Raw genomic sequence first — 23,329 nt, 5'->3', positions numbered from 1 at the left:
ATGCCCGCAGCCAGACAGTGGCGAGAACTACTATTTCAATCAATATTTATATGATTTTCGCTGCTGGTAACCTTAACGTTTAAGTTTAGATTTGACTCAAACCGGCGATCTTATTGAATCACGTCGCCGGCGGGCTCATTGTCGAGCGGTTCGCGAAACGCTCAGCAAGGTCGACACGATGGCTACTCCGATGAGCCGCGACGCGCCCAGCCCGGCGCGTGACGCCAGTCCGGGCGGATCGTCGAAGGGCTGGCTGCGGGCGCTCGAAATGACCGCTCGCCTCGACGACGCGCCGCTGCGCACCCTGCCGGTGGTGATCGACGAACTGGCCGAGCGTTTCGGCGATGCCCCTGCCCTCCTGTCGGATCGCGAATGCCTCAGCTTCTCGGCACTTGCCGAACGGTCGCGCCGCTATGCGCGCTGGGCGCTTGACCAGGGGATCGCGCCCGGCGACGTCGTCTGCCTGCTGATGCCGAACTGCCCCGACTACATGGCCTTCTGGCTCGGCGTCAGCCGGGTCGGTGGCGTCGTCGCGCTGCTCAACACCAACCTGACGGCGGCATCTCTGGCCCACTGCATCGGCGTGGTCGCGCCGAAGCATCTCGTCGTCGCCGACGACTACCGCGCCGCCATCGCGTCGCCGGAACTGACCCATGCTGCCCCGAAAACCTGGACGATCGGCGGCGGGCCGGATGCGGGCGACAGCACCCTGACGCCGCTGGTCGCCGGCGCCTATGACGGCGCGCCGCTGGTGGCTGACGAGACACGGCCGGTGACGCTCTCCGACCGCGCCTTGTGCATCTACACCTCGGGGACGACGGGCCTGCCGAAAGCCGCCAATATCAGCCATCGGCGGATCATGGCCTGGGCGTACTGGTTCGCCGGGATGACCGATGTCGGGCCGGACGACCGCATGTATGATTGCCTGCCGATGTATCACAGCATCGGCGGCATCGTGGCGCCGGCAAGCGTGCTGGTCGGCGGTGGCTCCGTGGTCCTGCGCGAGCGCTTCTCGGTCGGCGAATTCTGGAACGACATCGTCCGCTGGGACTGCACGCTGTTCCAGTATATCGGCGAGTTGTGCCGCTACCTGAACGCAGCACTCCCCTCCCCGGCCGAGCGGCGGCACAGGCTGCGGCTGTGCTGTGGCAACGGCCTGCGCGCCGATGTGTGGGAGGCGTTCCAGGAGCGGTTCCGCATCCCGCAGATTCTCGAATTCTATGCGGCAACCGAAGGCACCTTCTCGCTCTACAACCTCGAGGGCAAGCCGGGCTCGATCGGGCGGATCCCGCCCTATCTCGCCCATCGCTTCCCGGCGGCGATCGTCCGTTTCGACGCCGACGCCAACGCCCCGGTTCGCGACACCGCCGGCCTCTGCATCCGCTGCGCCCGCAACGAGGTCGGCGAGGCGATCGGCCGGATCGGCGATGGCGGCACGCGTTTCGAGGGCTATACCAGCGACGACGAAACCGAGGGCAAGGTCCTGCGCGACGTCTTCGCCCCCGGCGACGCCTGGTTTCGCACCGGCGACCTGATGCGCCAGGACGAGAAAGGCTTCTTCTACTTCGTCGACCGCGTCGGCGGTTCGTTTCGCTGGAAAGGCGAGAATGTCTCGACGCTGGAGGTCCATGCGGCGATTGCCGCCTGCCCCGGCGTCCTCGATGCGCAGGTCTATGGCGTCGCTGTGCCCGGCGCCGACGGTCGCGCCGGCATGGCGGCGCTGGAGATTGCCGACGACTTCGACCTCGCCACCCTCCACGCCCATCTCGACGACCGGCTGCCTGCCTATGCGCGGCCGCTCTTCCTGCGTATCCGGGCGGAACTCGAAGTGACCGAGACGTTCAAGCCGAAGACCTTTCATCTGGCCTCCGAGGGCTTCGATCCGGAGGCCATCGCCGACGTGCTGTATTTCGACGATCCAACCGAGAAAGCCTATGCAAGGCTCGATAGCGACCTCTACGCCCGCATCGTCGCGGGTCGGGTCCGGCTCTGAGACTGTCGCGCGCCTAGGACAGCGCGTCGCCAAGCCCCCGGCAGATCGCCGCAAGGCTGGTCCGGGCGGCGGGGACGATTCCGGTCAGCCCGTAGAAATGATGGATCATCCCCGGATGGCAGGTGTGATCGACCGCGACACCGGCCTGCATCAGGCGCTCGGCATAGGCCCGGTCCTCGTCGCGCAGCGGATCGAATTCGGCCGAATGAATGATCGTCCGCGGCATGCCGGCGAGATCCGGCGCGCGCAGCGGCGACACCCGGGGGTCGAGGGGATCGCAGGGGCCGTAGTGCTCGAGGTCGCGCCGCATCATCGCCCGATCGAGAAGGTAGCCGCTGGCGAATTCCTGCCGCGACGGCGTCTCGGCAACCAGGTCGAGCACGGGACAGAGAAGCAGTTGCAGGGCTATCGCCGGCCCGTCCCCGCCCCGCGCCTCGCGGCAGACGACGGTCGCCAGCGTGGCGCCACCGGAATCGCCGCTGACGGCGATTCGGTCGGGGTCGATGCCGAGCGACGCGGCATGGGCCATCACCCAGGCGGTGGCCGCATTTGCGTCCTCGATGGCGGCCGGAAACGGATGCTCGGGCGCGAGGCGGTAGTCGACGGCGATCACGATGACGCCGCTCTCTCCGGCGAGCGTCCGGCAGAGCGCGTCATGGGTCTCGAGACTGCCGGCGACCAGGCCGCCGCCGTGAAAGAAGACCAGGGCCGGCAGCGCGGCTTCCATGTCGGAAACGGGGCGGTAGAGGCGAATCGACAACGGGCCGCCGGGTCCGGGGATCGTGCGATCCTCGACACCGCCGACCGCGACCTGCGAGCCGGAAAGCGCCATCAGCTTGACAAAGGACTCGCGCCGCTCCTCAACGGTCATGCGGGCCGGATCGGCCGATGGCGCAATCGCCACCATGTCGAGAAAGCGCCGGGCGTGGGGATCTATCGGCACGGGGAAGACGACCTGACTCTACACTATCGATCGGCCCATAATAGGCCAAACGCGCGCAACGCGTGGGAAGGAAAAGAGCGATGACCAGCGAGAACCTCACCGCGGCGCCATCAAAGACCTGGACGTTTTTCGGCGGAGACTGGCACGAGGGCAACGTCGCGATCATGGGCGTTCGCACCCATGGCACCTGGCTCGGGTCGGCGGTCTTCGACGGTGGCCGGGCGTTCGAGGGCGTCACCCCCGACCTCGACCTGCATTTCGCCCGGGTCAACCAGTCCGCGACCCACCTCCGCCTCAAGCCGGTGGTCAGCGAGGTGGAATGGATGGCGCTGGCCAAGGAGGGTCTTCGCCGCTTCGATCCGGATGCGGCGCTCTATATCCGGCCGATGTACTGGGCGGAGGCGGGTGGCCCCGGCGGCGGTGTCCGCTTCGATCCGGAATCGACCCGCTGGTGCCTGTGCATGTACGAGGCGCCGATGCCTGAGCCGAAGGGCATGTCGATCACGCTCTCGCCCTTCCGCCGCCCGACCGACGAGACCGCGCCGGTCAAGGCCAAGGCCGGTTGCCTCTATCCCAACAACTCGCGCGCCATGCTCGAAGCCCATGGTCGCGGATTCACCAACTGCGTCATGCGCGACATGCTGGGCAACGTCGCCGAACTCGGCAATTCCAATGTCTTCATGGCCAGGGACGGTGTCGTCTACACGCCAGTTCCCAACGGCACCTTCCTGAACGGCATCACGCGCCAGCGGATGATCGGCCTGCTCCGCGAGGACGGCAACACGGTGATCGAGAAGACCCTGACCTTTGCCGACTTCCAGGCGGCCGACGAGATCTTCTCGACCGGCAATTTCTCGAAGGCGATGCCGGTCACCCGGATCGACGACCGGGAACTCCAGCCCGGCCCGTTCTACGCCAAGGCCCGCAAGCTCTACTGGGACTTCGCCCACCGCTGAACCGGTGCCCGGAGTCCCCTGCCCCGCTCAGTCCCGGCGAGCCGCCAGGGCGCGGTCGCGGATGCCGTCGAGTGTCGCCGACGGGGTAATCGCCTGCGGGTCGATCCTGAGATGGATGATCGCCGGCTGGCCCGAGTCCTCGGCCGCCCGAAACGCGGCGGGGAAATCCTCGGTCCTCTCGACCGTGACGCCGAAGCCACCGAAGGCACGCGCATAGGCGCTGAAATCCGGATTGCGCAGGTCGGTCGCCGACACCCGGCCCGGGTGTTCCCGCTCCTGGTGCATGCGGATGGTGCCGTACATGCCGTTGTCGCAGACGATGGTGATGATCGGCAGGTCGTACTGGACCGCCGTGGCGAACTCCTGCCCGTTCATCAGGAAGTCGCCGTCGCCGTTGACGGACAGCACCGTCCGGTCCGGATGAAGCCGCTTCATCGCCACCGCCGACGGCATGCCGTAGCCCATCGACGCCGAGGTCGGCGCGATGTGGGTGGCGAAGCGCCGGAACCGGTAGAAGCGATGAATCCAGGCGGCGTAGTTGCCGGCGCCGTTGCAAAGGATCGTGTCGACCGGAAGGTTGTCGCGCATCCAGACCATGACCGCGCCGAGATTGACTCCGCCGGGCTGGTCAGTCGCCGTTTCGGTCCAGTCGAGATACTCGGCATGGGTCGCGTCGGTCACCGCGCGCCAGGCGATGTCGCCGGGCGCGGCGATGGTTTCCAGCGCCTCGGCAAAGCGCACCGGCCCGGACTGGATGGCGAGATGGGGCTGGTAGACCCGGCCGAGTTCCTCCGACGCCGGATGGACATGGACCAGCTTGCAACGCGGTCCGGGGATGTCGAGAAGGGTGTAGCCCTGCGAGGGAATATCGCCGAGCCGGCCACTGCAGAGGATGACGAGGTCCGCCGCCTTGACCCGCGCGATCAGCTTCGGGTTCGGCCCGAGCCCGAGGTCGCCGGCATAGCAGGGGTGCAGCGGGTCGAAGAGCGGCAGCCGCCGGTAGCTGGTGGCGACCGGAAGATGAAGCCGCTCGGCGAAGCGCGTAACGGCGTCACAAGCGTCCTCGGTCCAGCGCGTGCCGCCGAGGATCATCAGCGGTCGTTCGGCCTTGCCCAGCAAGTCCTCGAGTCGCGCCATCTCGGCCTTGCCGGGCGACGCCTCGATCGGCTCGAACGGCGGCGCGATGTCGATGGAGACGCGCTCGCGCAGCATGTCGGCGGGCAGTCCGACCACCACCGGGCCGGGGCGTCCGCCGGTGGCGGCATGGAAGGCGCGCGAGACGAGTTCGGGTACGCGGGTGGCGTCGTCGATCTCGGTCGTCCACCGGGTCATGCTGCCGAAGACCGCCGGATAGTCCATCTCCTGGAAGGCGCCGCGTCCCCGGACATGGCGGTCGACCTGGCCGACGAACATGATCATCGGCGTCGAATCCTGGTCGGCGATGTGAATGCCGGCGGCCGCGTTGGTGGCGCCCGGCCCGCGGGTGACGAAACAGACGCCGGGCTTGCCGGTCGCCTTGCCGATCGCATCGGCCATCATCGCCGCCCCACCCTCCTGCCGGCAGACCGTCACGGTGATGTCGCGATCGTAGAGCGCATCGAGGACGCCGAGGTAGCTCTCGCCGGGAACGCAGAAGACATGCTCGACGCCGTTGGCGATGAGCTGGTCGACGAGAACTTCGGCGGCGGTCCGGGTCTTCAGGGGCGTATGCATCGCGGGGGTGCCTGTCTGGGGGTCAGGGTCCGAAGAGGGCGAATTCGGTATAGGCGAGATCGCCGAGCCGCGGCTTGTTGGGCCCCCTGAAATACTTGCGGCCGCTCTCGGTCTGGTAGAAGCCGACCAGCCCGTCGATCGGCCCGTCGGAATCGACGATCACCCAGGGACTGCCATGCATCAGCAGATGCCGGCCGAGCGGTCCGGCGAAGCGGACGAAATCCGCGATGTCGCGGCAATAGATCAGCCGCATGCAGGGCAGCCGGTCCTTCCACCGTTTGAACGGCCGGAAGATGAACGGAACGTCGCCATCCGGCGTCGAGCAGACAAGGCTGATGCAGCCATAGCCGGCATGGGCCCGCAGCAGGTCGCGTTCGGGCGATGCGAGGGACTGCGTCGGCGTCTGGCCGGCATCGACGCGGCTCACCCGGACAGCGCCTCGACTCCGGTTGAGAAACGGAAAGGCGGTGAACTGGCCATGGCAGAACGGCGCGAAGCCCTGCGCCTCGACCACCGGCCAGGTGTGTTTCGCCGGGGTCACGTTCATGAAGGTGACGTTTTTGTTCTTCAGCGCCACCGACACGAGCATGGGCGCGAAGCTCCGGAACGCGGGCTCCACATACCAGCTCGACAGGTTGCAGCGGGTCTCGGTCCTGCCGTCGATCTCCACCGATCCGGACAGCACAAGCAGCACGCCGACCGCCTCGCCGCCCCGATCGAGCATGCAGCCGTATCGTAGAACGCCCTCCGGCACGATGCGCTCGGACTGCCGGCCGAGACCACGCGCCCAGTAGGCGCGATCGCGCATCGGGAAGCCGCGCATGAGCAGGGCGATCACTCCATCGAGATCGTCTTCCGTGATCGCTCGGCAGCGGATTCTGGGTTCGGATTCCATCGGCGGCGTCGTTCACCATGAATAGTCAATCAACTTGTATCGTATCCGCCTCTTTATTACAGTCTAAGTACAATTTAATTCGATCAGATGGTTAAAATGACGACCAGAGAAAAGATCGTCTCTCAGATAGAGACCATTGCCAAACAACAAGAAAAACAGATCGCCGCGCTGGACGATAACTTGGTCCTGACCGATTCCGGTCTGGATTCGCTGTGCTTTGCCCTGCTGGTTGCCAATCTCGAAGACAAGCTGGGCTACGACCCCTTCACCGCGTCGGATGACGTCAACTTCCCCGTCACCTTCGGCGACTTCGTCAGGCTGTACGAGGATGGCGCACACTAGACCGCGGACGCTTGGCGGCATCCTGCGCGGCGCCGGTCTCACCGGCCGCCGCATCCTGGGCGTCGACGCGAGCGTTTCCCTCGACGCGATCGCCGTCGGGACGAGCCTCGCCGTCGACCGCCAGACCCTGGCCGGCCGATCTGTCCTGATCGCCACCGACGACCAGATGACCGCTGCCCTCGCCGTGATCGAACTCGACGGTGTCGCGCGGCGCATGGTGCTGTCCCCACCGGACCTCCGTCCCGACTATCTCGCGGCGATCGTCGACGACGCCGAGGTCGACGCGATCGTCTCGGACCGCGATCCCGGGACCTTCGCCGCGATCGGCAAGCCGGTTGTCGGCTGCGGCCTTCCCGTCGCCGCATACGAGGGAGCGCCGAGCGAACCGTGCGCGACCGAATGGGTGCTGCTGACCTCCGGCACGACCGGCGTCCCCAAGATGGTGGTCCACAGCCTGGACGGCCTGACCGCCGCGATCACCACGCCGCCACCGCGCGAACGGCCGACGGTCTGGGCGACCTTCTATGACATCCGTCGCTACGGCGGACTGCAGATCTTCCTGCGCGCCATGCTGGGCGACAGTTCCCTCGTCCTCTCCCATGCCGGCGAAACGATCGTCGATCATCTCCATCGACTGGCGGCCAGCGGCGTCACCCACATCTCGGGAACGCCGTCGCATTGGCGCCGGACGATCATGTGCGCGACGGCCAATGCGATCGCGCCGGACTATATCCGGCTGTCCGGCGAGATCGCGGACCAGGCGATTCTCAACGCCCTCCACGACACCTTTCCCGACGCGGCGATCGGCCATGCCTATGCATCGACCGAGGCGGGAGTCGGCTTCGCCGTCGACGATGGCCTCGAAGGCTTCCCGGCCAGCCTCATCGAAGGCGGTGGCGATGTCTCGATGAAGGTCGAGGACGGCTCGCTTCGCATTCGCTCGCCGCGCGGCGCCGATAGGTATCTCGGCCGCAACGCCGAACCGCTCACCGATGCGGACGGCTTCATCGACACCGGCGACATGATCGAGCGCCGCGGCGACCGCTTCTATTTCGTTGGCCGGCGTGGCGGCATCATCAATGTCGGCGGCCTGAAAGTTCACCCGGAAGAGGTCGAGGCGGTCATCAACCGGCACCAGGGCGTTCGCATGTCGCTGGTCAAGGCAAGGAAGAGCCCGATCATGGGATCGATCGTCGTCGCCGAAGTCGTCCTGAACGACAACCAACCGGCAGCTTCCGGCGAAGGCTGGGACGATGCGCTCAAGGATGAGATCATCCATCTCTGCCGCGGCACCCTGCCCCAGCACAAGGTGCCGGCAACGATCCGCTTCGTCCCGGCGCTGACGGTGACGGCCGCCGGCAAGCTGGCCCGCGACCATGCATAACGTCATCGTGACCGGCGGCAGTCGGGGACTGGGCCTCGGCATCGCAACGCGGCTGGCCGCGGCCGGCTACGGCGTCATTGCCGTTGCGAGGTCGCAGTCCGACGAACTCTCCGCCGCGATCGACGCGGTCGGCGAGGCGGGAACCGGCGCGCTGCGCTTCGCGTCCTTCGATTTGACCGACACCGACGCGATCCCGGCATTTGTCACCGATATCCGCAAGTCGTCGGGCGCTATCTACGGCCTCGTCAACAATGCCGGCATCGGCACGTCGGGCCTGCTCGCCAACATGCACAATTCCCAGATCGAGGGCCTGATCCGGCTCAACACCCTGGCGCCGATCGTCCTGACCAAATACGTGACGCGCTCGATGATGATCGAGGGCGCCGGGCGGGTGATCAACATCGCCTCGATCGTCGCCTCGAACGGCTATAGCGGCTTGTCGGTCTACAGCGCGACCAAGGCGAGCCTTGTCGGCTTCACCCGCTCGCTTGCCCGCGAGATGGGCAAGGTCGGCGTGACGGTCAACGCGATCGCGCCGGGATTCATCGACACCGACATGACCAACGGCATGGACGAGGATCATCACGCGCGCCTGGTCCGCCGCAGCCCCCTGCGACGCTTGACGGAAGTCGACGACGTCGCCCGCAGCATAGAGTTCCTGCTCGGCGAAGGCGGGCGCAGCATCACCGGTACGGTGCTGACGGTCGACGCCGGCAGCACGGCCTGAAACCCACCGGTATTTGCAACGAAAAGCCCCGCGACGAGGTCGCGAGGCCCGGCATTGTCGTGGTCGAGGTGATCGGCTCGCGGTCGCCGCGAGCCGTCGTGTTCAGAGCTTCAGGGAATCGCGGACCGCATGGGGCCATGCGGCCGTGTCGAGGCCATGGGTCCAGAACAGCGCCACCGCCAGCCGGTCCATGCCGAAGGCGACACAGGCGGTATGGGCCGGAGCGCCCGACTGGTCCTTGATGTCCCAGGTCGTTCCGAAGTGATCGCGGTGACAGTTGAAGCTCATGCAGGCGGTCGGCTTCTCGGCCGAGTGGAGCGGGATCAACAGCTCGAACTTCAGCGCCTGCTGGATCTGGCTGACCGCCATGACCTGGCCCGTGCGACCGAAGAAGGGATCGCTTGCCGGCTTGACGGCGCAGGGGAGCCCCAGTTCGCCGGCCAGCTCCTCGGCCTTCGCCATCCAGCGGTCGCGGAAGGCAAGGACCTCGTCCTCGCTGCCGATGCAGACATATTCGCGCATCCGGAAGGACTGGAAGCGATCGAGATCGCTGGACGGCTCATGCCGGAAACAATCCGACGCGACGTCGAACAGCCAGCCGCCGGGGGTGACCGGACCGCGGCTGGCGGCCAGCGGATAGACCGGGTAGCAAGCGGCCGGGCTGAGCACCATGTCGGCCGGCGACAGCGATGCGGTCCAGTCGCCGCCGGTCGCCTGAAGATCGGCGGCGGCGCGGATATCGGCCTCCGTCCCGTGCAGGGCGCAGACGCAGCCGAGCAGGTTCGGGAAGCTCTTGAGGTAGCCGTGCTTCTCGAGGTCGCGCCGGCTCATCACCGGGGGAAAGCGAAGAACCTCGGTGCCCTCTTCGCGCTTGGCGGAAATCCATGCGGTCAGGCGCTCGACGATATCCTCGTAGAGGCCGGTGCGCGCATAGACGCCGGCGACACCCATGGGATGGAACAGGGCGTCGGCAAGGGCATCCTGCCGGTCCGGCGATTCGGAAACAGTGGTTCTGATGGCTACGGTCATGATCGTCGGACTCCGCAACTCGACAAGGGGTTCGGTTTCTCGGGGCTCCGGCCGTCGGCCTCAGCCCTGCAGGGATTCGGGGATGGCGACCATCAACGACGAGGCGCCGGCATTCGCCATGATCCGATCGTTGTTGATCATGATCGGCGACGAGAGCACATCGCGCAGATGACGGCCGATGGTGAAATCGCCGTCGTTTCGATAGCCGGACAATCCGCAGGCGCGCATGGCCGTCATCACGGTCTCGACCGCCAGCTCGGACGCATCGACCTTGACCAGGTTGATCGCAGTCTGGAAGTCGAAGGATCCGAGCACCCGTTCATCATGGGCGGCCTGCTCGAAGCGGCGAAGCGACGCGTCCATCAGGCTCTGCAGCTTGAGGAGCGACGCGCTCGCCTCGGTGACGCGCGCCGCCGCCGGCGGCAACTGACCCTTCGAATGGCGCGCCGCGTTACGAACGAAGAGCCGCGCCTTCTCGACCGCCGCGGCGGCGATGCCGGTCCACACCCCGGCCCAGGCAAGATGGGCGACCGGCGTCATGGTCTGGGCGTGGATCTTGTCATAGGAGACCGGCAGGATCTGGCTGGCCGAACCGGTTGCCTTCAGCGCGAAGCCGGAGCTGCATGTGCCGCGCATGCCAAGCGTGTCCCAGGAGACAGTCGGCTCCAGCGTGTAGTCGTCCTTGAGGAAGGCGACGAGCACCTGGTCCGAGGACTCGGCCTCGACCGAACGCCGGGCCGTGGTGACCACGCCGTCGGCATAGGCGCCGTAGGAGATGACGGTGGCGGCGCGCTCGAGACTGATCGCATCGCCGTCGCGAACGATGGCGGCGTCGCTGGAGCGGACATTGCCGCCGGCCTTGCCCTCCGTCGTCGACGAGGCGAGGAGCAGTTGTTCAGCCGCGACGCGGTGGAGCAGGTTGCGATGCCAGGGATCGCTTGCCCCATGGCGGACCAGGCAGGCGACCTTGGTCTGGTGCATCGCGAAGATCATTGCGGTCGAAGCGCAGGTCTGGCCGAGCCGGTAGCAGACATCGACAACGTCGGAGACGCTGGCGCCCTCGCCGCCGAGCTCGCGGGGAATCATGATGCCGAAGAGCCGCTGTTCGCGGATCGCCGCGATCGCCTCTTTGGGGAACCGTCCCGCCGTGTCGACCTCGGGCGCGTATTGTCGGGCAATGGCGGCCGCCGCTTCGACGCGCTCCTTGCGGGTTGCAGACACGGCATCCGCCGGAACGGCATTGCCGTTGGCGTGCGGTCGGGTTGGACGGGATTCGGGCTTGGTAATGTCGAGCGCGGTCATGGTGTGCCTCTCCTGCTCGGTCCCTTGCCATCTTGCTCCGATGCAATCGCGCCGCAGCTTCTCCGATAGGTAGCAAGGATCGCAGCAAACAAACTCGTGCAAATTTTGAAGCAATTCAAGAAATCTATTCTCGAATCTGACTCAAATTGTCTATGTGCGGATCTTAACTTTAAGTCGTAAGGTTAATTTCAGCGACATGGTCGTGGATATTGATTAAAAATTGACAGAATTCGCCGGAGATAAAAGGATGCCGTGACTTTAGAAAACGCGACCGCAGGTATCCGCCCATGCAACCGCTCAAGACTTTCGTTTCCGCTTCGGAAGACAGGCTCGTGGCCCTCGTGGAGGACATCCTCGCGAGGAATCACCCCGACGGGCAAACCGGCCGCCCTCCGATCTCGACCGGTCAGGACCTCATCGAAATCGGCCTGACCTCGGTCGACATGGTGAACCTCATGCTGGCGGTCGAGGCCGAATTCGACGTGACCATCCCCCCTGTCCAGATCACGCCGGAGAATTTCCGCTCCGTCGACAGCATCACCACCCTCGTCTCCCGACTACTGGATCCGCAGGAGGCCGCATGATGAGCAACTATCGGCAATCAACGGCGTCCGGCCCGGCGCTCACCGACGCCTTCGGTGGCGCGGGAACGGACAGCGCACCGAAGAAGACACGGCGTTTCGGACTCGTGGCCACGACCGTGATCGTCACCCTGGCGGTGGTCGGGGCGATCGGCCTCGCCACCCGCATGCCGGCGGTGATCGGCTACAAGGCCGACCTCGGGTTGGCGCAGCCGCACGAATTGCAGCCGTCGCCAATCGACCCCTCCTGGATCCTTTCCGGATCGCCGGAATTCAGCATGGCCGTCTTCGAACGCTCCGACTTCTGGGCTTCGTCGAGCGGCATCTGGCAGGCGGTCGGCCCCGGCAGCTTCGTCTGGCATTACAGCGTCGACGAGGACATCTACGTGCTCGAAGGGTCGGCGGAGATCGACTATATGGGTCGCAAGTTCACCCTGAAGGCCGGTGAGAGCACCCGCTTCGTTGCCGGCACGACAGCGACCTGGGTGGTCAACGACCGGATCAGGAAGACCTTCCGGATCCAGAATCCCGGGCGCGTCATCAAGGCGCTGCGGATCGGGGCCAACGCCATCGGCCTGTAGGCTAGTCCCGGGGCCGAGTCCCCGGGGCCTCCCTGCAGCGACACCTGGCCCTGCCGGAAAATCGCCATCTCGCTGCACGCATGATTTGTCGGCATCGACCGATGCCATGAAGAGTGGGGCTGTGACGCGTGGCATGCATTGACGTCATCCTGCCTGAAAAGGGACTGCGGCGGTGGCAGGCGACAATTGTCGACCGGCTTCGCGTGACCGGGCATGACGTCGCGGTGATCCGGACCGGCTCGGGGTCGGCATCGCTTCCCACTCTCGACCTGATTCTTGCGCTCGAAGGGCGACTCCTCTCGTCGCGACGATGCAACCTCGCCGCCGTCGTCGAAGGTCCCGCCGAGCTCGCCTCTCCGCGCGCCGCCGAGCTGGCCATAGACCTCACCGGGGCCAGCGTGAACCGCGTCGCACCGACCCTCACCATCTCCTTCGATGGTAGCCGCTGCGTATCGACGGCCGCCCGCGTGCTCGCCAATGGCGGCCTGCCCGACCTGTCGCTCAGCCTCGACGGCGAACCCGTCGCAACCGCCGCGCCGATGGTCGACAGCCGCGTGTTGATATCGCGCGGTCTCGACGACATCCTCGCCCGCGCCATCACCCTCGTCGTCACCACGGCGGAGCGGTTCGTCGAGGGCCGGCTGGCGGCGATCGTCCCGAAACCCATCGCCGCACCGGCGGCCCCGCCAAGGCGGGGCCTGGCCAGCGCATACCTGTCTTCAACCCTGCCGCGGCTGGTGAAACGGGCGGCGCGCCGGCTGTGCTACCGCGACCATCACTGGCGGGTCGGCTATCGCTTCGTCGACGGCCCGGGGGTCGCCGAGACCGGCACGCTCGGCGGCGGAGCGTGGTCGATGCTTCCCGAAGACGGCCAGCGCTTCTATGGGGACCCCTTTCCCTTCGCCTGGGCCGGCCGCCATTTCATCTTCGTCGAGGAGCTCCCCTACACCACCGGCAAGGGTGTGATCTCGGTGGCCGAGATCGACGCGAACGGCCATGTCATCGGCACCGGCCCGGTTCTCGAGGAACCGCATCATCTTTCCTATCCGCAGGTCTTCGCCCGGGACGGCGAGATCTGGATGTTGCCGGAAGGCGGCGCCGGCAACAGCCTCATTCTCTACCGGGCGGAGGACTTTCCCCGTCGCTGGACGCGGCATCGCACTCTGATCGAGGGCGAGGATCTCTTTGACGCGACCCTGCTCGACCGCGACGGCAAGCTCTGGCTCTTTGCCACCCAACGCGACCATGGCGGCAGCGCCTCCGACACCCTCGTCGTCTTTCATGCCGAATCGCTGGAAGGCCCGTGGATGCCCCACCCGATGAACCCGATCCTGATCGACCGCAGCCGGGCCCGCCCGGGCGGCGCCGTTGTCGAGATCGACGGCCGGTTCTTCCTGCCGGTCCAGAACGGTACGCAGTGCTACGGCGGCGGACTGGGACTGTCCGAGATCATCCACCTCGACGCGGCCATGGTGACGATGGCTCCGCCGGTCGGCATCGACATCCGTTCCGACTGGCCGTATCCGCATATCCACACGCTAAACCGTGCCGGCCGGCTCGAGACAATCGACGGCATCGACGAGAGCGTTCCGCGCCGCCGGTCGATCTGTCGGATCGCGATGGCGCCAGACCCCGCCGTCGCCGCAACCGCGGCCCGCACGGTTCTGACCTGACGCCCGCATCATCTGCGCCGGGATCTGCGAGAATGTCGTCGGCTTGCAGCGACCAGTCCGGGTGGCTCAGTCGCCGGCCACGGGCATCCGACCCCTGGCGTCCGGCCGCCTGTCCCGAATGGCCAGCGTGCTGACGAAGAGCACGGCGAGCAATGGCCGATCCAGCAGACCGTTGCTGAGCAGCGACCCGGAGACCAGGGCGGCGAAAACGGCGAACTGGACCGTATCCGTCAACCGCCGCGCCGATCCGATCAGGATGGCCGCCACCGCCACGACGCAGATGACACCCTGCTCGACGACGATCCGCAGGAAGTCGTTGTGGGAATCCTTCTCCTCCCACCACCAGGTCGCGCTGCGCAGGCTGTCGGACCCGACACCGGTGCCGAACAGTATCTCGGGCCAGGGCCGCTGGGCGATCAGTTGGAGGCGCTCGACATAGACGCTGGTTCGACCGCTCGAAAAGTTGGTGAGGTCGAACCCGCCGAGGCCGAACACCATCAGCAGCGCGACAACGATGACAATCACCGCTAGCGAAATGCCGAGCATCGCGGAGAACGCTCGTTGATCAACGCGGCGACGGATCGCGGCAATGAGGAGAACGCTGACGAAGGCCAGCATCATCATCCATGTCGTCCGCACCTGGAACGCCAGGAGCAAGCCGAGCAGCGGGGCACCGAGAAGCATGGCCAGCTTCCAGCCGATCGCCCCGCGCATCTTGAAGACGATGGTGCCAACCAGCGCCGCCGCGACCGCATAGGCACTGGGGTGGACGCCACCGACCCCGGTGAAGGGATAGGGACGCGCGATGCCGGCATAGTCATACAGACCGAAAGAGGCCGTCATCGCAACGGCAATGGCCACGATCGCGGCGTAGGTCACGATCGCCGGACGGACGGCGAGGGTTCCACTGGTGGAGGTGAAGAAGATGAGCGCGGCGAGCGCCGTCTGCACCCGGATGAGACTGGTAACGAATTCGAACACCGTCGCCTCGTTGGCGATCCGGAAGAAGAAGCCGATCGCTGTCGCGACCAGCATGACCAGGTACCAGACCTTGCGTCCGTCGAATTCGAGCCGGCCATCGGCATAGGCCGGCAGGATCGCGGTCAGCACCAGCGCCAGTCCGACCACACCGGCGATGGCATAGCCCATCGCCTCAGAGGTGAAGGGAAAGGCGAGCGTGTGGACGGCGCTGGCGACGAAGAGCAGCGTCACCGGCCCCCAGATGCGGAGAACCAGCCTCTGCCCGCCCGTTCCTGCTAAGGTATCGTCATAGGTGGTCATGACTGCCGCGCCGATTCACATCGCCGCCCTGGGCTCGATCGCCAACGTGGATGCCGGCTTTGGTCGCCTGCCGTCGGCTCATGAAAATCCCTCATATTCTACGCTTGCTTTAGGGAGCCCGTTAGCTTTTCGGCAAACATGTTTAACCAGGCAATCGGCCCGCGAACGCCGATGGCGCGATCACTGCAAGCGGCCTTCGCTGCGCCTTTTCGCGCGAGACCAAAGGAAATATTCAGACCTCGCGGCTACGGTGGAAGGCATCGGAGATCCGCTTCGACCGGGTCTGCGTCCAGGCATTTCCGGCCTCTGGCCCGACAGGAATACCGGCTCGCCCCACATGGTCCAGGACACCGCCTCGCCCGGTCCGACAAAGATCCGCGCCGTCATCGTCTGCCCCGGCGGGCGACACTTCGAGGGAGGGATCAGCCGGGCGATGGACTACCTGGCGACTGCCTTCGAGCAACGGCCTGACGCACCGCAGGTGAGGATCGTCGATCCGCGTGGCACCGGCAGCCTCGTCTGGTCGCCATTCTTTCTCATGCGGGCCGCCGCGGTGGTTGCCTGGCTTTTCGCTACGGCCAAGGCCGATATCCTCCACATCAATGTCTCGGTCGGCGCCAGCACGGCGCGCAAGTCGATCATCGCACTGGTCGCCCGGATGGTCGGCGCTCCCTATCTCGTGCATATCCACAGTGGCCGCTATCACCACTTCTATCGTGGCCTGCCGCGCCCGGTCCGGGCCTTCACCCGCAGCATGCTGACCCGTGCCGCCCGCGTCGTCGTCCTCGGCGCCGAATGGCGCGCCTTCGTTGTCGACGAGGTCGGCATCGATCCGGATCGGGTCGTCGTCATGCACAACGCGGTCCCCGGCCCGGCCATCATCGAGCGCCGAGAGGACGCCTCCAAACCGCCGAAGATCCTCTTCCTCGGGCGGCTCGGCCAGGGCAAGGGCGTTCCCGAACTGATCGAGGCGCTCGCGACGCCACGGATCGCAGCCCTGTCCTGGACGGCGGTGCTCGCCGGCGACGGAGACATCGAGGCATACCGCACTGCGGCCGCCGAGCGCGGCATCGGCGATCGCATCGCATTTCCCGGATGGGTTGGCCCCGACACAGTGCGCGAACTGCTCTCGTCCGCGGATATCATGGTGCTGCCGTCGCATCACGAAGGGCTGCCGATGTCGGTGCTGGAAGGCATGGCCTACGGGTTGACCGTAGTGTCGACACCGGTCGGCGCCATCGGCGAGGCGATCGATAACGGTGTCTCCGGCCTCCTGGTCCCGCCCGGCGATGTCGAGGCACTGGCCGACGCGTTGGGCCGCGTGATCTCCGATGCCGACCTCCGGCGCTTGCTGTCCAACGGCGCCCGAACCGCATTCCTGGAAGGATTTGACGTCAACGGCTATGCGACGCGCATGGCGGCGCTCTACGCGGCGTGCCTGGCCGACAGCAGGCACTGACCCGGCGCGCCTGGCCCATCAGGCGAGCTCGCCGGATTCTCGAATTTGCGGCTGCCCGGTGCGGCGGATCCCGAACGGCGGCGGCGCGATCCCGAATGTCCGGCTTGCCCAGATCGCCATGCCGAGATCGCGGACGATCGAACTGGCCAGCGCCACGCAGGCCAGACCGAGCGGTCCGAAAGCCAGCGCAAGCGGCGGAGTCAGGATGCAGACCGTCGCCAGTTGGGCGAAGGAGAAGTTCCGCACCACATGGCTTTGCCCGGCCATGAACAGGAGGCTGCTGGTGACGCCGAAGCAGGCATTGACGGTCGCCGCCGCGCAGACCACCAGCATCGGCACATAGATGTGCCCGTAGACCGGCGGCAGCACGGCCTCGATCAGGTATGGCGCCGCCACGGCGATGACGACGAAGCAGAGAAGCGCGGGCGCCACCGCGACGAGCGACGACACCGAAAGCGTTCGGGAGAGCGTCCCGCATTGACGGGCGTGCGCCAGCTCCGCGAATCGGGGCGAGAAGGCCGCTGTCACTGCCGACGTGGTGATGGACGGAACGCTGCCGAAACGTGCCGCGAGATCGAAAATGGCCGTCGCGGCCGATCCGAGCAGCGGCGCCGAAAGGAGGAGCGGCACCCGGCCCGAGATGGTGGTGACGCTCAGCGCGTAGAGAACCGCGCGGCTTTCCCGAAACAGCGACTTCGTGGTCGCCCAACGCGGCCCGATGCTCAGGTCGACTCCAAGCCGGAGGCGGATCGCCAGATAGATGATCACGACCAGCCATGCCGCACCGACCAGCGACAGCAAGGCCGTGGCGAGATCGAGATGCCCGAGAAGCGAAAAGACGGCAACGCTGCCGCCAAGCGCCAGTTGCAGCACGATACTGTCGGGAAACTGCGCCAGAGCGTTGAGATTGAAGCCGCGCAGTTGATAGGTCATCAGCCCGATGATCGCGAAGGCCGGCAGCGAAGCGGCGACAATCAGGAGCTGCGGGGTTGAGAGGCCCGTATTCGCCAGAAGCGACGGGAAGGCGAGGAAGGCGACGGCGGCGAGCAGCGCCGCGACGGCCGCATTGACGCCGACGACAAGGACGAAGGAGGTGTTGAGGACGCGGTGAAGCTCTTCGTCGAACGCGCCGCCGGCGACCGCCGCCCGCCGCATCGTCACCTGGTCGGCGCCGAGAGGCCCGAGAATGCGCGCGATGCCGAAACCGGCATAGAATAGAGCAAAGATGCCAAGGTCATGGACCGGCAAAGTCCGGGCCAGGAAGAGCAGGACCAGGCTCTGCAGCACGATGCCGACGCCCCGGATTCCGGTGACGATGACGGATGATCGGATCAGAGCCTTCACGGCGAATCTGCGACCTCGATGTCGGGACCGGCAGGGCTGGCGCCCTGGGCAATGTTGGAAGGTCCGGGCCGCCTCGTCCTGCGACCGGGGTACGTCCTCGAGCGGCTAGGCGCCACGTTGCTGGCTGCGACGCATGTCCCGCGCCAGCCCGAAAGCGATGACCAGCATGACGCCCAGTGCCAGGCCGAGAAGCCCGCCGGCGGCGGTCGCAATGGCGGTGCTCGGCGGCCAGCTTCGCGTGGTCGGCGGCACCGCGCTCGAGATGACCCGGATATTCGTCGTGTCGAGTTGCTCGCGTTCGGTGATCTCGCGTGCCCGCGAAAGAAATGCCTCATAGACCGAGACCTTGGCGGCGGCTTCGCGCTGCAGGGCGCGCAGTTCGACCTCGGCCCCGTTATCCGTCGCGACGGTCGACCGACTCTCGTCGGCACGATCCGAGAGCGCGGCCACCGTCGCCTCGGCCTCCGCCAGTTCGATCCGCGCCGCCTCGACGATCCGCTTCGTCTCGTCGGCAATTGCCTTGTCGATATCCGCCAGCTGCCGCTCCAGTGCCAGCCTCTCGGGATGCCGCGGCCCGTAGGCGAGCGCTTGCCCACCGGCCCTCTGCATCAGGAGCGACTGCTGGGCCTTGAGCAGCGAAATGGTCTCGGATTGCAGGACCGCGGCGTTGCCGGTCGGGTCGGCGCTATCGGATACCAGCGCCTCATATCGCGTCCGCGCTTCGATCAGGCGCCCCTGCGCTGCGACCTTCAGGGCATTGAACTCGGTCATCTCGCGGGTACTGGTCAACTCGTCGCCGCTCGACTGCAGTCCGTGCTCGTTGGTGAAGCGCGCCACCGCCTGTTCGGCCACATCGACCTCTTCCCTGAGAGACGCCAGCCGACCGTTAAGCGATGCCGCGGTGCGCGACGCGCTGGTCGATTCGGCGAGCGCCAGTTCTTCCTTGAAGGATTGGGCCAACGCCTCGGAGATAAGGATGGCTTTCTGCGGATCCTCTGACGAGACCGACAGCGTCACCACGAAGGACCGCTCGTCGCGCGATGCCTTGACCCGTTCGGCCAGCGCCATGATCGCCGTATCCTCGGGCCGGCCGGCCGGACGCTCCTGGCCAAGCAGGCGAGCGATACTGAAGAAGGACGGGGTGTTATCGACGAACTCCGGGTCGTTCTGCAGGCCGAGGCCGGCAACGACGCGCTGGAGGACGTTCCGCGACGTCAGGACGCGGAGCTTGCTGTCGACGCTTAGAAGCTGGGAATTGTTCTGGACGTTCGGCGAAAAGAGGTCGTCCTGCACGACCTGCAGGTTGGTCGGATCGACCAGGATGTCGGTCGACACCGTGTAGATCGGCTTGGTCATCGTCGCGAAGAGAAAGCCGGCAACCGCTCCGAGAATGGCCAAGAGGAACAGAACCACCAGACCCCGGCGCAGCCATCCGCCGAGATGACCGATATCGACGGCAACTGTGCCATCCGAGACACGACGATCGACCAGCCGCCCACGTTCGACCGCCAACCCGCTGGCCGCCCGGGCCTCCGCATAGCTGCGCGCCCTCGGCGAGGCCGGGCCTGCGACTGCGGTTCCTTGATTGTCGAGTGTGTGTGCCACTGGGAAACCCTTTTTCGTCGTCGGGTTCGATGACGATTGTTAGTACGAGAAGTCGCCGACTTGGACTCAATCCTGAAAAGTTGGTTAAAATCGTAGAGAAACTGGCAGCCTCCCCAACGCAGGCAAAATCACCGGATGAATCGCGACCTGATTTGCCGGCTATGGACCGCGCTCAAGGTTGAAAGCGCCCCGCCTCATCCATGCCCTTCTGGTTGCCTCAACCGGGCGAGAACCTCAGGTTTCGGTATGTCGCTGCGATCGGTTCATCGGCCGACGACCGATAGACCCCCTGCTTCCAGTAGACGCCGTTGTCATAGCCAAGCGGTCCGCGATAGCTGACGATCTCGATGCCGTCGCGAAGCACGCGCAGAGCTCCGTCGGTTGTGCTGAACCGCGCCTCGATCTGCATCGCGTAAGGCCGACCGCGCTCCAGGTCCTTTGGATCGCTGTAGATGTATTGCGACTGGATCGCGTCATCCTCGGCTCGCCTGTAGCGGATCGCGATCGCCAGCTTCTCGCCGCGCATCTCGACGGCAAAAGGCGGCGGCGTCTGGCGATCGTTGGCGTGAAACTGACCGGCGACCAGCCACTTGGCGGAACTCGCCACACCTGGTTCGATCGTGAAATCATAGGACACGGCAATGTCTTCGCCCGGCGGATAGATGGCCGCCGCGGCGATCTCGCTTCGCTCCCTTCCCGGCGCATCGTTCGGCCAGCGGTCGCCGGCCTTCACCTCGAACCGAAGCGCGCCGGCCGCGGGCGTCTCGATGCTCCACGGCTTGTCGGAGGTCTGCACACCAAAAGCATAGGTCGAATCGCCGTTCGGCGACGGCAGCACCAGGACTGTTCCGTTGGCGGGGCCCGCGAGTGTGGGATTCGCCAGAACCATGCCTGCCGCGGCGATAGCAATCGCGCGCATGAGCGTGACGGGTGCCTTCACCTGATGTCTCCATCCGGAGCGCGGAACCAACCGAGCGGTCATCATTCGGTTCGGGCCGGGATGCCGCTCAATCGACGGCCGCTTCGGTCGCCCGCCAAATGCCGCGGGAGTCGTAGGTCAAGGCGCCAGCCCGCTCTTCCGGAGCGATCATCTTGAATTCCTCGTGGTCGACGAGGAGCAGCAGGATGCCGCCAGCCGCCAGCGCGCTGTCCGTGTCCGTCAGTTCGGCGCCAAGAGCGGCGAGGTCCTTCGGCAGCGTCTGGATGTTGGGCTCGACGATCCTGATGCGGCTGCCATAGCGCCGGCAAAGCTCGGTGGCGATATCGAGCGCCGGGCTCTCCCGAAGGTCGTCGATATCGGCCTTGTAGGCGAGCCCGAAACAGGCGATCGGCGCATCGGCGTCGCCGCGCTCGATGACCTCGATACACCGCTCGACCGTATGCGCGACGCGCCCGTCGTTGACGACGCGGGCGGTGCGGATGACGTTGGCGAGATCCGGCGCGGAGGCGACCATGAACCACGGATCGACGGCGATGCAGTGGCCGCCGACGCCCGGTCCCGGCTTGAGGATATTGACCCGTGGATGCCGGTTGGCGAGGCCGACCGCTTCCCAGGTGTCGATGCCGAAGCGCTCGCAGATCAGGGACAGTTCGTTGGCCAGGGCGATATTGGTATCGCGGAAGGAATTCTCGGCCAGCTTGACGAATTCCGCGGTGCGCGCCGTGGTGCGAAAGCAGGTGCCGCGGACGAAGGTGGTGTAGAAGCGCTGGGCCCGCCGCGCGCAGCGCCGCGAGATACCGCCGATGCACCGGTCGTTCGAGACCAGCTCGGCCAGGACGCGACCGGGCAGGATCCGCTCCGGGCAATAGGCTACGGACACATCGGCCGCCTCGCCGACAGCGGTCGGCATCGACAGGTCGGGCCGGAGTTCGCCGAGCAGTTCGGAGATCGCCTCGGTCGTCCCGATCTGAGAAGTCGACTCTAGGATCACCAGATCGCCCTTCTTGAGCACCGGAGCAATCGAGCGGGCCGCGTCATGCACGAGGCCGATATTGGGCAGCTTGTCCTCGGTGATCGGCGTCGGCACGGCAATCAGGTAAACGTCGGCCGGGACCGGCGCCTCGACGGCACGCAGGAGCCCGCTGCCCACCACCTTCTGCACCAGTCCGTCGAGATCCGCCTCGACGATATGGACACGACCGGAGTTGATCGTCGAGACAACGTCGGGATTGTTGTCGAGCCCGATGACCTGAAAGCCGCGGCTGGCGATGAGCGCGGCGGTCGGCAGCCCGACATAGCCGAGACCGACGACCATGACGGTGGAGAAATCCGGGCGCTTCATCAGCGGTGGCCCCCGACTGCCCGGGCGACAGCACGCCGCTCCCGGAAGACACGATAGGCGTCGGCCCTGGCGCGGTGGGCGTCGGTATTCCCGACAACCTGGACCGGCGCGGGCGCGGTGTCGGCCATGCGTGCGAGAATCGCCGCGATCCGGCTGGCGGCATGGCCATCCCCGAAGGGGCTGTGCGCCTCCGCCATGGCGGCATAGGCCTCGGCGTCGTCCAGCAGCCGGTTGGTTTCCGAGACGATGCGCGTCCGGTCGGTGCCGACCAGGCGCGCTGTCCCCGCGTCGACCCCTTCACCGCGTTCGGTTGTGTTGCGCAGGACCAGCACCGGCTTGCCCAGCGCCGGCGCCTCCTCCTGAATTCCCCCGGAGTCGGTGAGGACAAGGTGGGCGATATCGAGGAGGCGGACGAAATGCGGGTAGTCCTGCGGCTCGATCAGCGCGATAGCCGGATGCTTCGCCAGCCGCGCCTGGACCGGCCCGCGCACCGCTGGATTGGGATGGATGGGAAAGATGATTCCGACATCGCCGCGCTCGGCGAGATCGAGCAGCGCGTCCATGATCTCGTCGATGCCGGCGCCGAAGCTTTCCCGCCGGTGGCAGGTGACAAGCAGGATCCGCTTGCCCGAGAAGCGTTCGGAAAGCGGCGCAAGGCCCGCGACCCGCGAGCGGTCGCGATCAAGCTTTGCCTTGGTCATCAGCAGCGCGTCGATCACGGTGTTGCCGGTCTGGAAGACGACGTTGCCCGGTACGCCCTCGGCGCGCAACGCGTCGGCCGCCCGGCGCGTCGGAGCAAAGTGGTAGCGCGCGATCGTGCCGATCACCCGGCGCGCAACTTCCTCGGGCCACGGCTCGTAGATGTTGCCGCTGCGGAGCCCCGCCTCGATATGGGCGACCGGAACTTTCTTGTAGTATGCGGCAAGGCTCGCCGACATCGCCGTGGCGGTATCGCCCTGGACCACGACGCAGTCCGGCTTCACCTCGTCCAGGACCGGCCCCAGACCGGTAAGGATGCGGGCGGTCAAGGCATCGAGCGACTGGGCATCGCGCATCAGGTCGAGATCGTAATCCGGCGCCAGGCCGGCCGTTTCCAGTACCTGGTCGAGCATCGAGCGATGCTGGGCGGTGACGCAGACCGAAACCTCGGTGTCCGGCTGCCGCTCGAGTTCGACAATGACGGGCCAGAGCTTGATCGCTTCCGGCCGCGTTCCGAAGACGACGAGTATGCGCGGCATG

20 protein-coding genes are annotated in these 23,329 nt (G+C 66.3%); 9 read left to right on the top strand and 11 right to left on the bottom strand.

Features of this window, described 5'->3' with window-relative positions; all coding sequences use genetic code 11:
* Window positions 1–190 precede the first annotated feature (190 nt).
* Window positions 191–1,993 carry a long-chain-acyl-CoA synthetase gene (locus BLT60_RS18965; protein WP_090878875.1) on the top strand — a complete coding sequence of 601 codons (1,803 nt, stop codon included), beginning with the start codon at window positions 191–193 and terminating at the stop codon, window positions 1,991–1,993.
* Window positions 1,994–2,006: 13 nt separating this feature from the next.
* On the opposite strand, the gene BLT60_RS18960 is transcribed toward BLT60_RS18965, so the two are convergent.
* Window positions 2,007–2,936, bottom strand: a complete 930-nt coding sequence (locus BLT60_RS18960) for an alpha/beta hydrolase (protein WP_090878873.1) — start codon at window positions 2,934–2,936, stop codon at window positions 2,007–2,009.
* 80 nt (window positions 2,937–3,016) lie between these two features.
* Here BLT60_RS18960 and BLT60_RS18955 point away from each other — a divergent pair, with 80 nt between their 5' ends.
* Entirely contained in the window at window positions 3,017–3,892 is an 876-nt protein-coding gene (locus BLT60_RS18955; protein WP_090878871.1) for a branched-chain amino acid aminotransferase, read from the top strand.
* Window positions 3,893–3,919: 27 nt separating this feature from the next.
* Here the strand turns inward: BLT60_RS18955 and BLT60_RS18950 are convergent, their stop codons facing one another.
* Window positions 3,920–5,605 carry a thiamine pyrophosphate-binding protein gene (locus BLT60_RS18950; protein WP_090878869.1) on the bottom strand — a complete coding sequence of 562 codons (1,686 nt, stop codon included), beginning with the start codon at window positions 5,603–5,605 and terminating at the stop codon, window positions 3,920–3,922.
* A 22-nt stretch (window positions 5,606–5,627) separates the two neighbouring features.
* Entirely contained in the window at window positions 5,628–6,500 is an 873-nt protein-coding gene (locus BLT60_RS18945; RefSeq protein WP_090878867.1) for a hypothetical protein, read from the bottom strand.
* 96 nt (window positions 6,501–6,596) lie between these two features.
* Between BLT60_RS18945 and BLT60_RS18940 the strand changes: the two genes are divergently transcribed.
* The 3 genes from BLT60_RS18940 to BLT60_RS18930 are packed head-to-tail and all read left to right on the top strand — an operon-like array spanning window position 6,597 to window position 8,953.
* On the top strand, window positions 6,597–6,842 hold the full coding sequence (locus BLT60_RS18940; RefSeq protein WP_090878974.1) for a phosphopantetheine-binding protein: 246 nt from the start codon (window positions 6,597–6,599) through the stop codon (window positions 6,840–6,842).
* Window positions 6,829–8,226, top strand: a complete 1,398-nt coding sequence (locus tag BLT60_RS18935; protein ID WP_090878865.1) for an AMP-binding protein — start codon at window positions 6,829–6,831, stop codon at window positions 8,224–8,226. The genes BLT60_RS18940 and BLT60_RS18935 overlap by 14 nt, the downstream gene beginning before the upstream one ends.
* Window positions 8,219–8,953, top strand: a complete 735-nt coding sequence (locus BLT60_RS18930; protein ID WP_090878863.1) for an SDR family NAD(P)-dependent oxidoreductase — start codon at window positions 8,219–8,221, stop codon at window positions 8,951–8,953. Before BLT60_RS18935 ends, BLT60_RS18930 begins: the two co-directional genes overlap by 8 nt.
* A 102-nt stretch (window positions 8,954–9,055) precedes the next feature.
* On the opposite strand, the gene BLT60_RS18925 is transcribed toward BLT60_RS18930, so the two are convergent.
* Together BLT60_RS18925 and BLT60_RS18920 are read right to left on the bottom strand one after the other, a co-directional pair.
* Window positions 9,056–9,982: an amino acid--[acyl-carrier-protein] ligase gene (locus tag BLT60_RS18925; protein ID WP_090878861.1), complete on the bottom strand. Its 927-nt coding sequence runs from the start codon at window positions 9,980–9,982 to the stop codon at window positions 9,056–9,058.
* Between the two features lie 60 nt (window positions 9,983–10,042).
* The gene (locus BLT60_RS18920) at window positions 10,043–11,284 is read right to left on the bottom strand and encodes an acyl-CoA dehydrogenase family protein (protein ID WP_090878859.1); all 1,242 of its coding nucleotides are present in this window, start codon (window positions 11,282–11,284) and stop codon (window positions 10,043–10,045) included.
* Between the two features lie 332 nt (window positions 11,285–11,616).
* On the opposite strand from BLT60_RS18920, the gene BLT60_RS18915 reads away from it, so the two are divergent.
* The 3 genes from BLT60_RS18915 (at window position 11,617) to BLT60_RS18905 (ending at window position 14,119) form a co-directional block, all read left to right on the top strand.
* The gene (locus BLT60_RS18915) at window positions 11,617–11,868 is read left to right on the top strand and encodes a phosphopantetheine-binding protein (RefSeq protein WP_425285036.1); all 252 of its coding nucleotides are present in this window, start codon (window positions 11,617–11,619) and stop codon (window positions 11,866–11,868) included.
* A complete protein-coding gene (locus BLT60_RS18910) occupies window positions 11,868–12,446 on the top strand; it encodes a cupin domain-containing protein (protein WP_175478528.1) in 579 nt (192 codons plus the stop codon). Before BLT60_RS18915 ends, BLT60_RS18910 begins: the two co-directional genes overlap by 1 nt.
* A 128-nt stretch (window positions 12,447–12,574) precedes the next feature.
* Window positions 12,575–14,119 (top strand): glucosamine inositolphosphorylceramide transferase family protein, encoded by a 1,545-nt coding sequence (locus tag BLT60_RS18905; RefSeq protein WP_090878853.1) that lies wholly within the window; start codon window positions 12,575–12,577, stop codon window positions 14,117–14,119.
* 66 nt (window positions 14,120–14,185) lie between these two features.
* Here the strand turns inward: BLT60_RS18905 and BLT60_RS18900 are convergent, their stop codons facing one another.
* Window positions 14,186–15,400, bottom strand: a complete 1,215-nt coding sequence (locus tag BLT60_RS18900; protein WP_090878851.1) for an O-antigen ligase family protein — start codon at window positions 15,398–15,400, stop codon at window positions 14,186–14,188.
* Window positions 15,401–15,737: 337 nt separating this feature from the next.
* On the opposite strand from BLT60_RS18900, the gene BLT60_RS18895 reads away from it, so the two are divergent.
* Entirely contained in the window at window positions 15,738–16,859 is a 1,122-nt protein-coding gene (locus tag BLT60_RS18895) for a glycosyltransferase family 4 protein (RefSeq protein WP_175478527.1), read from the top strand.
* 18 nt (window positions 16,860–16,877) lie between these two features.
* On the opposite strand, the gene BLT60_RS18890 is transcribed toward BLT60_RS18895, so the two are convergent.
* From BLT60_RS18890 to wecB, 5 genes are all read right to left on the bottom strand, one after another.
* Window positions 16,878–18,203 (bottom strand): lipopolysaccharide biosynthesis protein, encoded by a 1,326-nt coding sequence (locus BLT60_RS18890; protein WP_090878847.1) that lies wholly within the window; start codon window positions 18,201–18,203, stop codon window positions 16,878–16,880.
* 105 nt (window positions 18,204–18,308) lie between these two features.
* Complete coding sequence (locus tag BLT60_RS18885; RefSeq protein ID WP_175478526.1) at window positions 18,309–19,715, bottom strand: GumC family protein; 1,407 nt, start codon at window positions 19,713–19,715, stop codon at window positions 18,309–18,311.
* A 310-nt stretch (window positions 19,716–20,025) separates the two neighbouring features.
* Complete coding sequence (locus BLT60_RS18880; RefSeq protein WP_175478525.1) at window positions 20,026–20,748, bottom strand: heparin lyase I family protein; 723 nt, start codon at window positions 20,746–20,748, stop codon at window positions 20,026–20,028.
* A gap of 67 nt (window positions 20,749–20,815) precedes the next feature.
* Window positions 20,816–22,090 (bottom strand): UDP-N-acetyl-D-mannosamine dehydrogenase, encoded by a 1,275-nt coding sequence (gene wecC, locus BLT60_RS18875; protein WP_090878841.1) that lies wholly within the window; start codon window positions 22,088–22,090, stop codon window positions 20,816–20,818.
* Complete coding sequence (gene wecB / locus BLT60_RS18870; protein ID WP_090878839.1) at window positions 22,090–23,328, bottom strand: non-hydrolyzing UDP-N-acetylglucosamine 2-epimerase; 1,239 nt, start codon at window positions 23,326–23,328, stop codon at window positions 22,090–22,092. The genes wecC and wecB overlap by 1 nt, the downstream gene beginning before the upstream one ends.
* Between the last annotated feature and the right edge of the window lies 1 nt (window position 23,329).

Origin of the sequence: Bauldia litoralis (assembly GCF_900104485.1) — a bacterium.
GTDB lineage: Bacteria > Pseudomonadota > Alphaproteobacteria > Rhizobiales > Kaistiaceae > Bauldia > Bauldia litoralis.
This window is presented reverse-complemented; position numbering and strand designations above follow the sequence as displayed.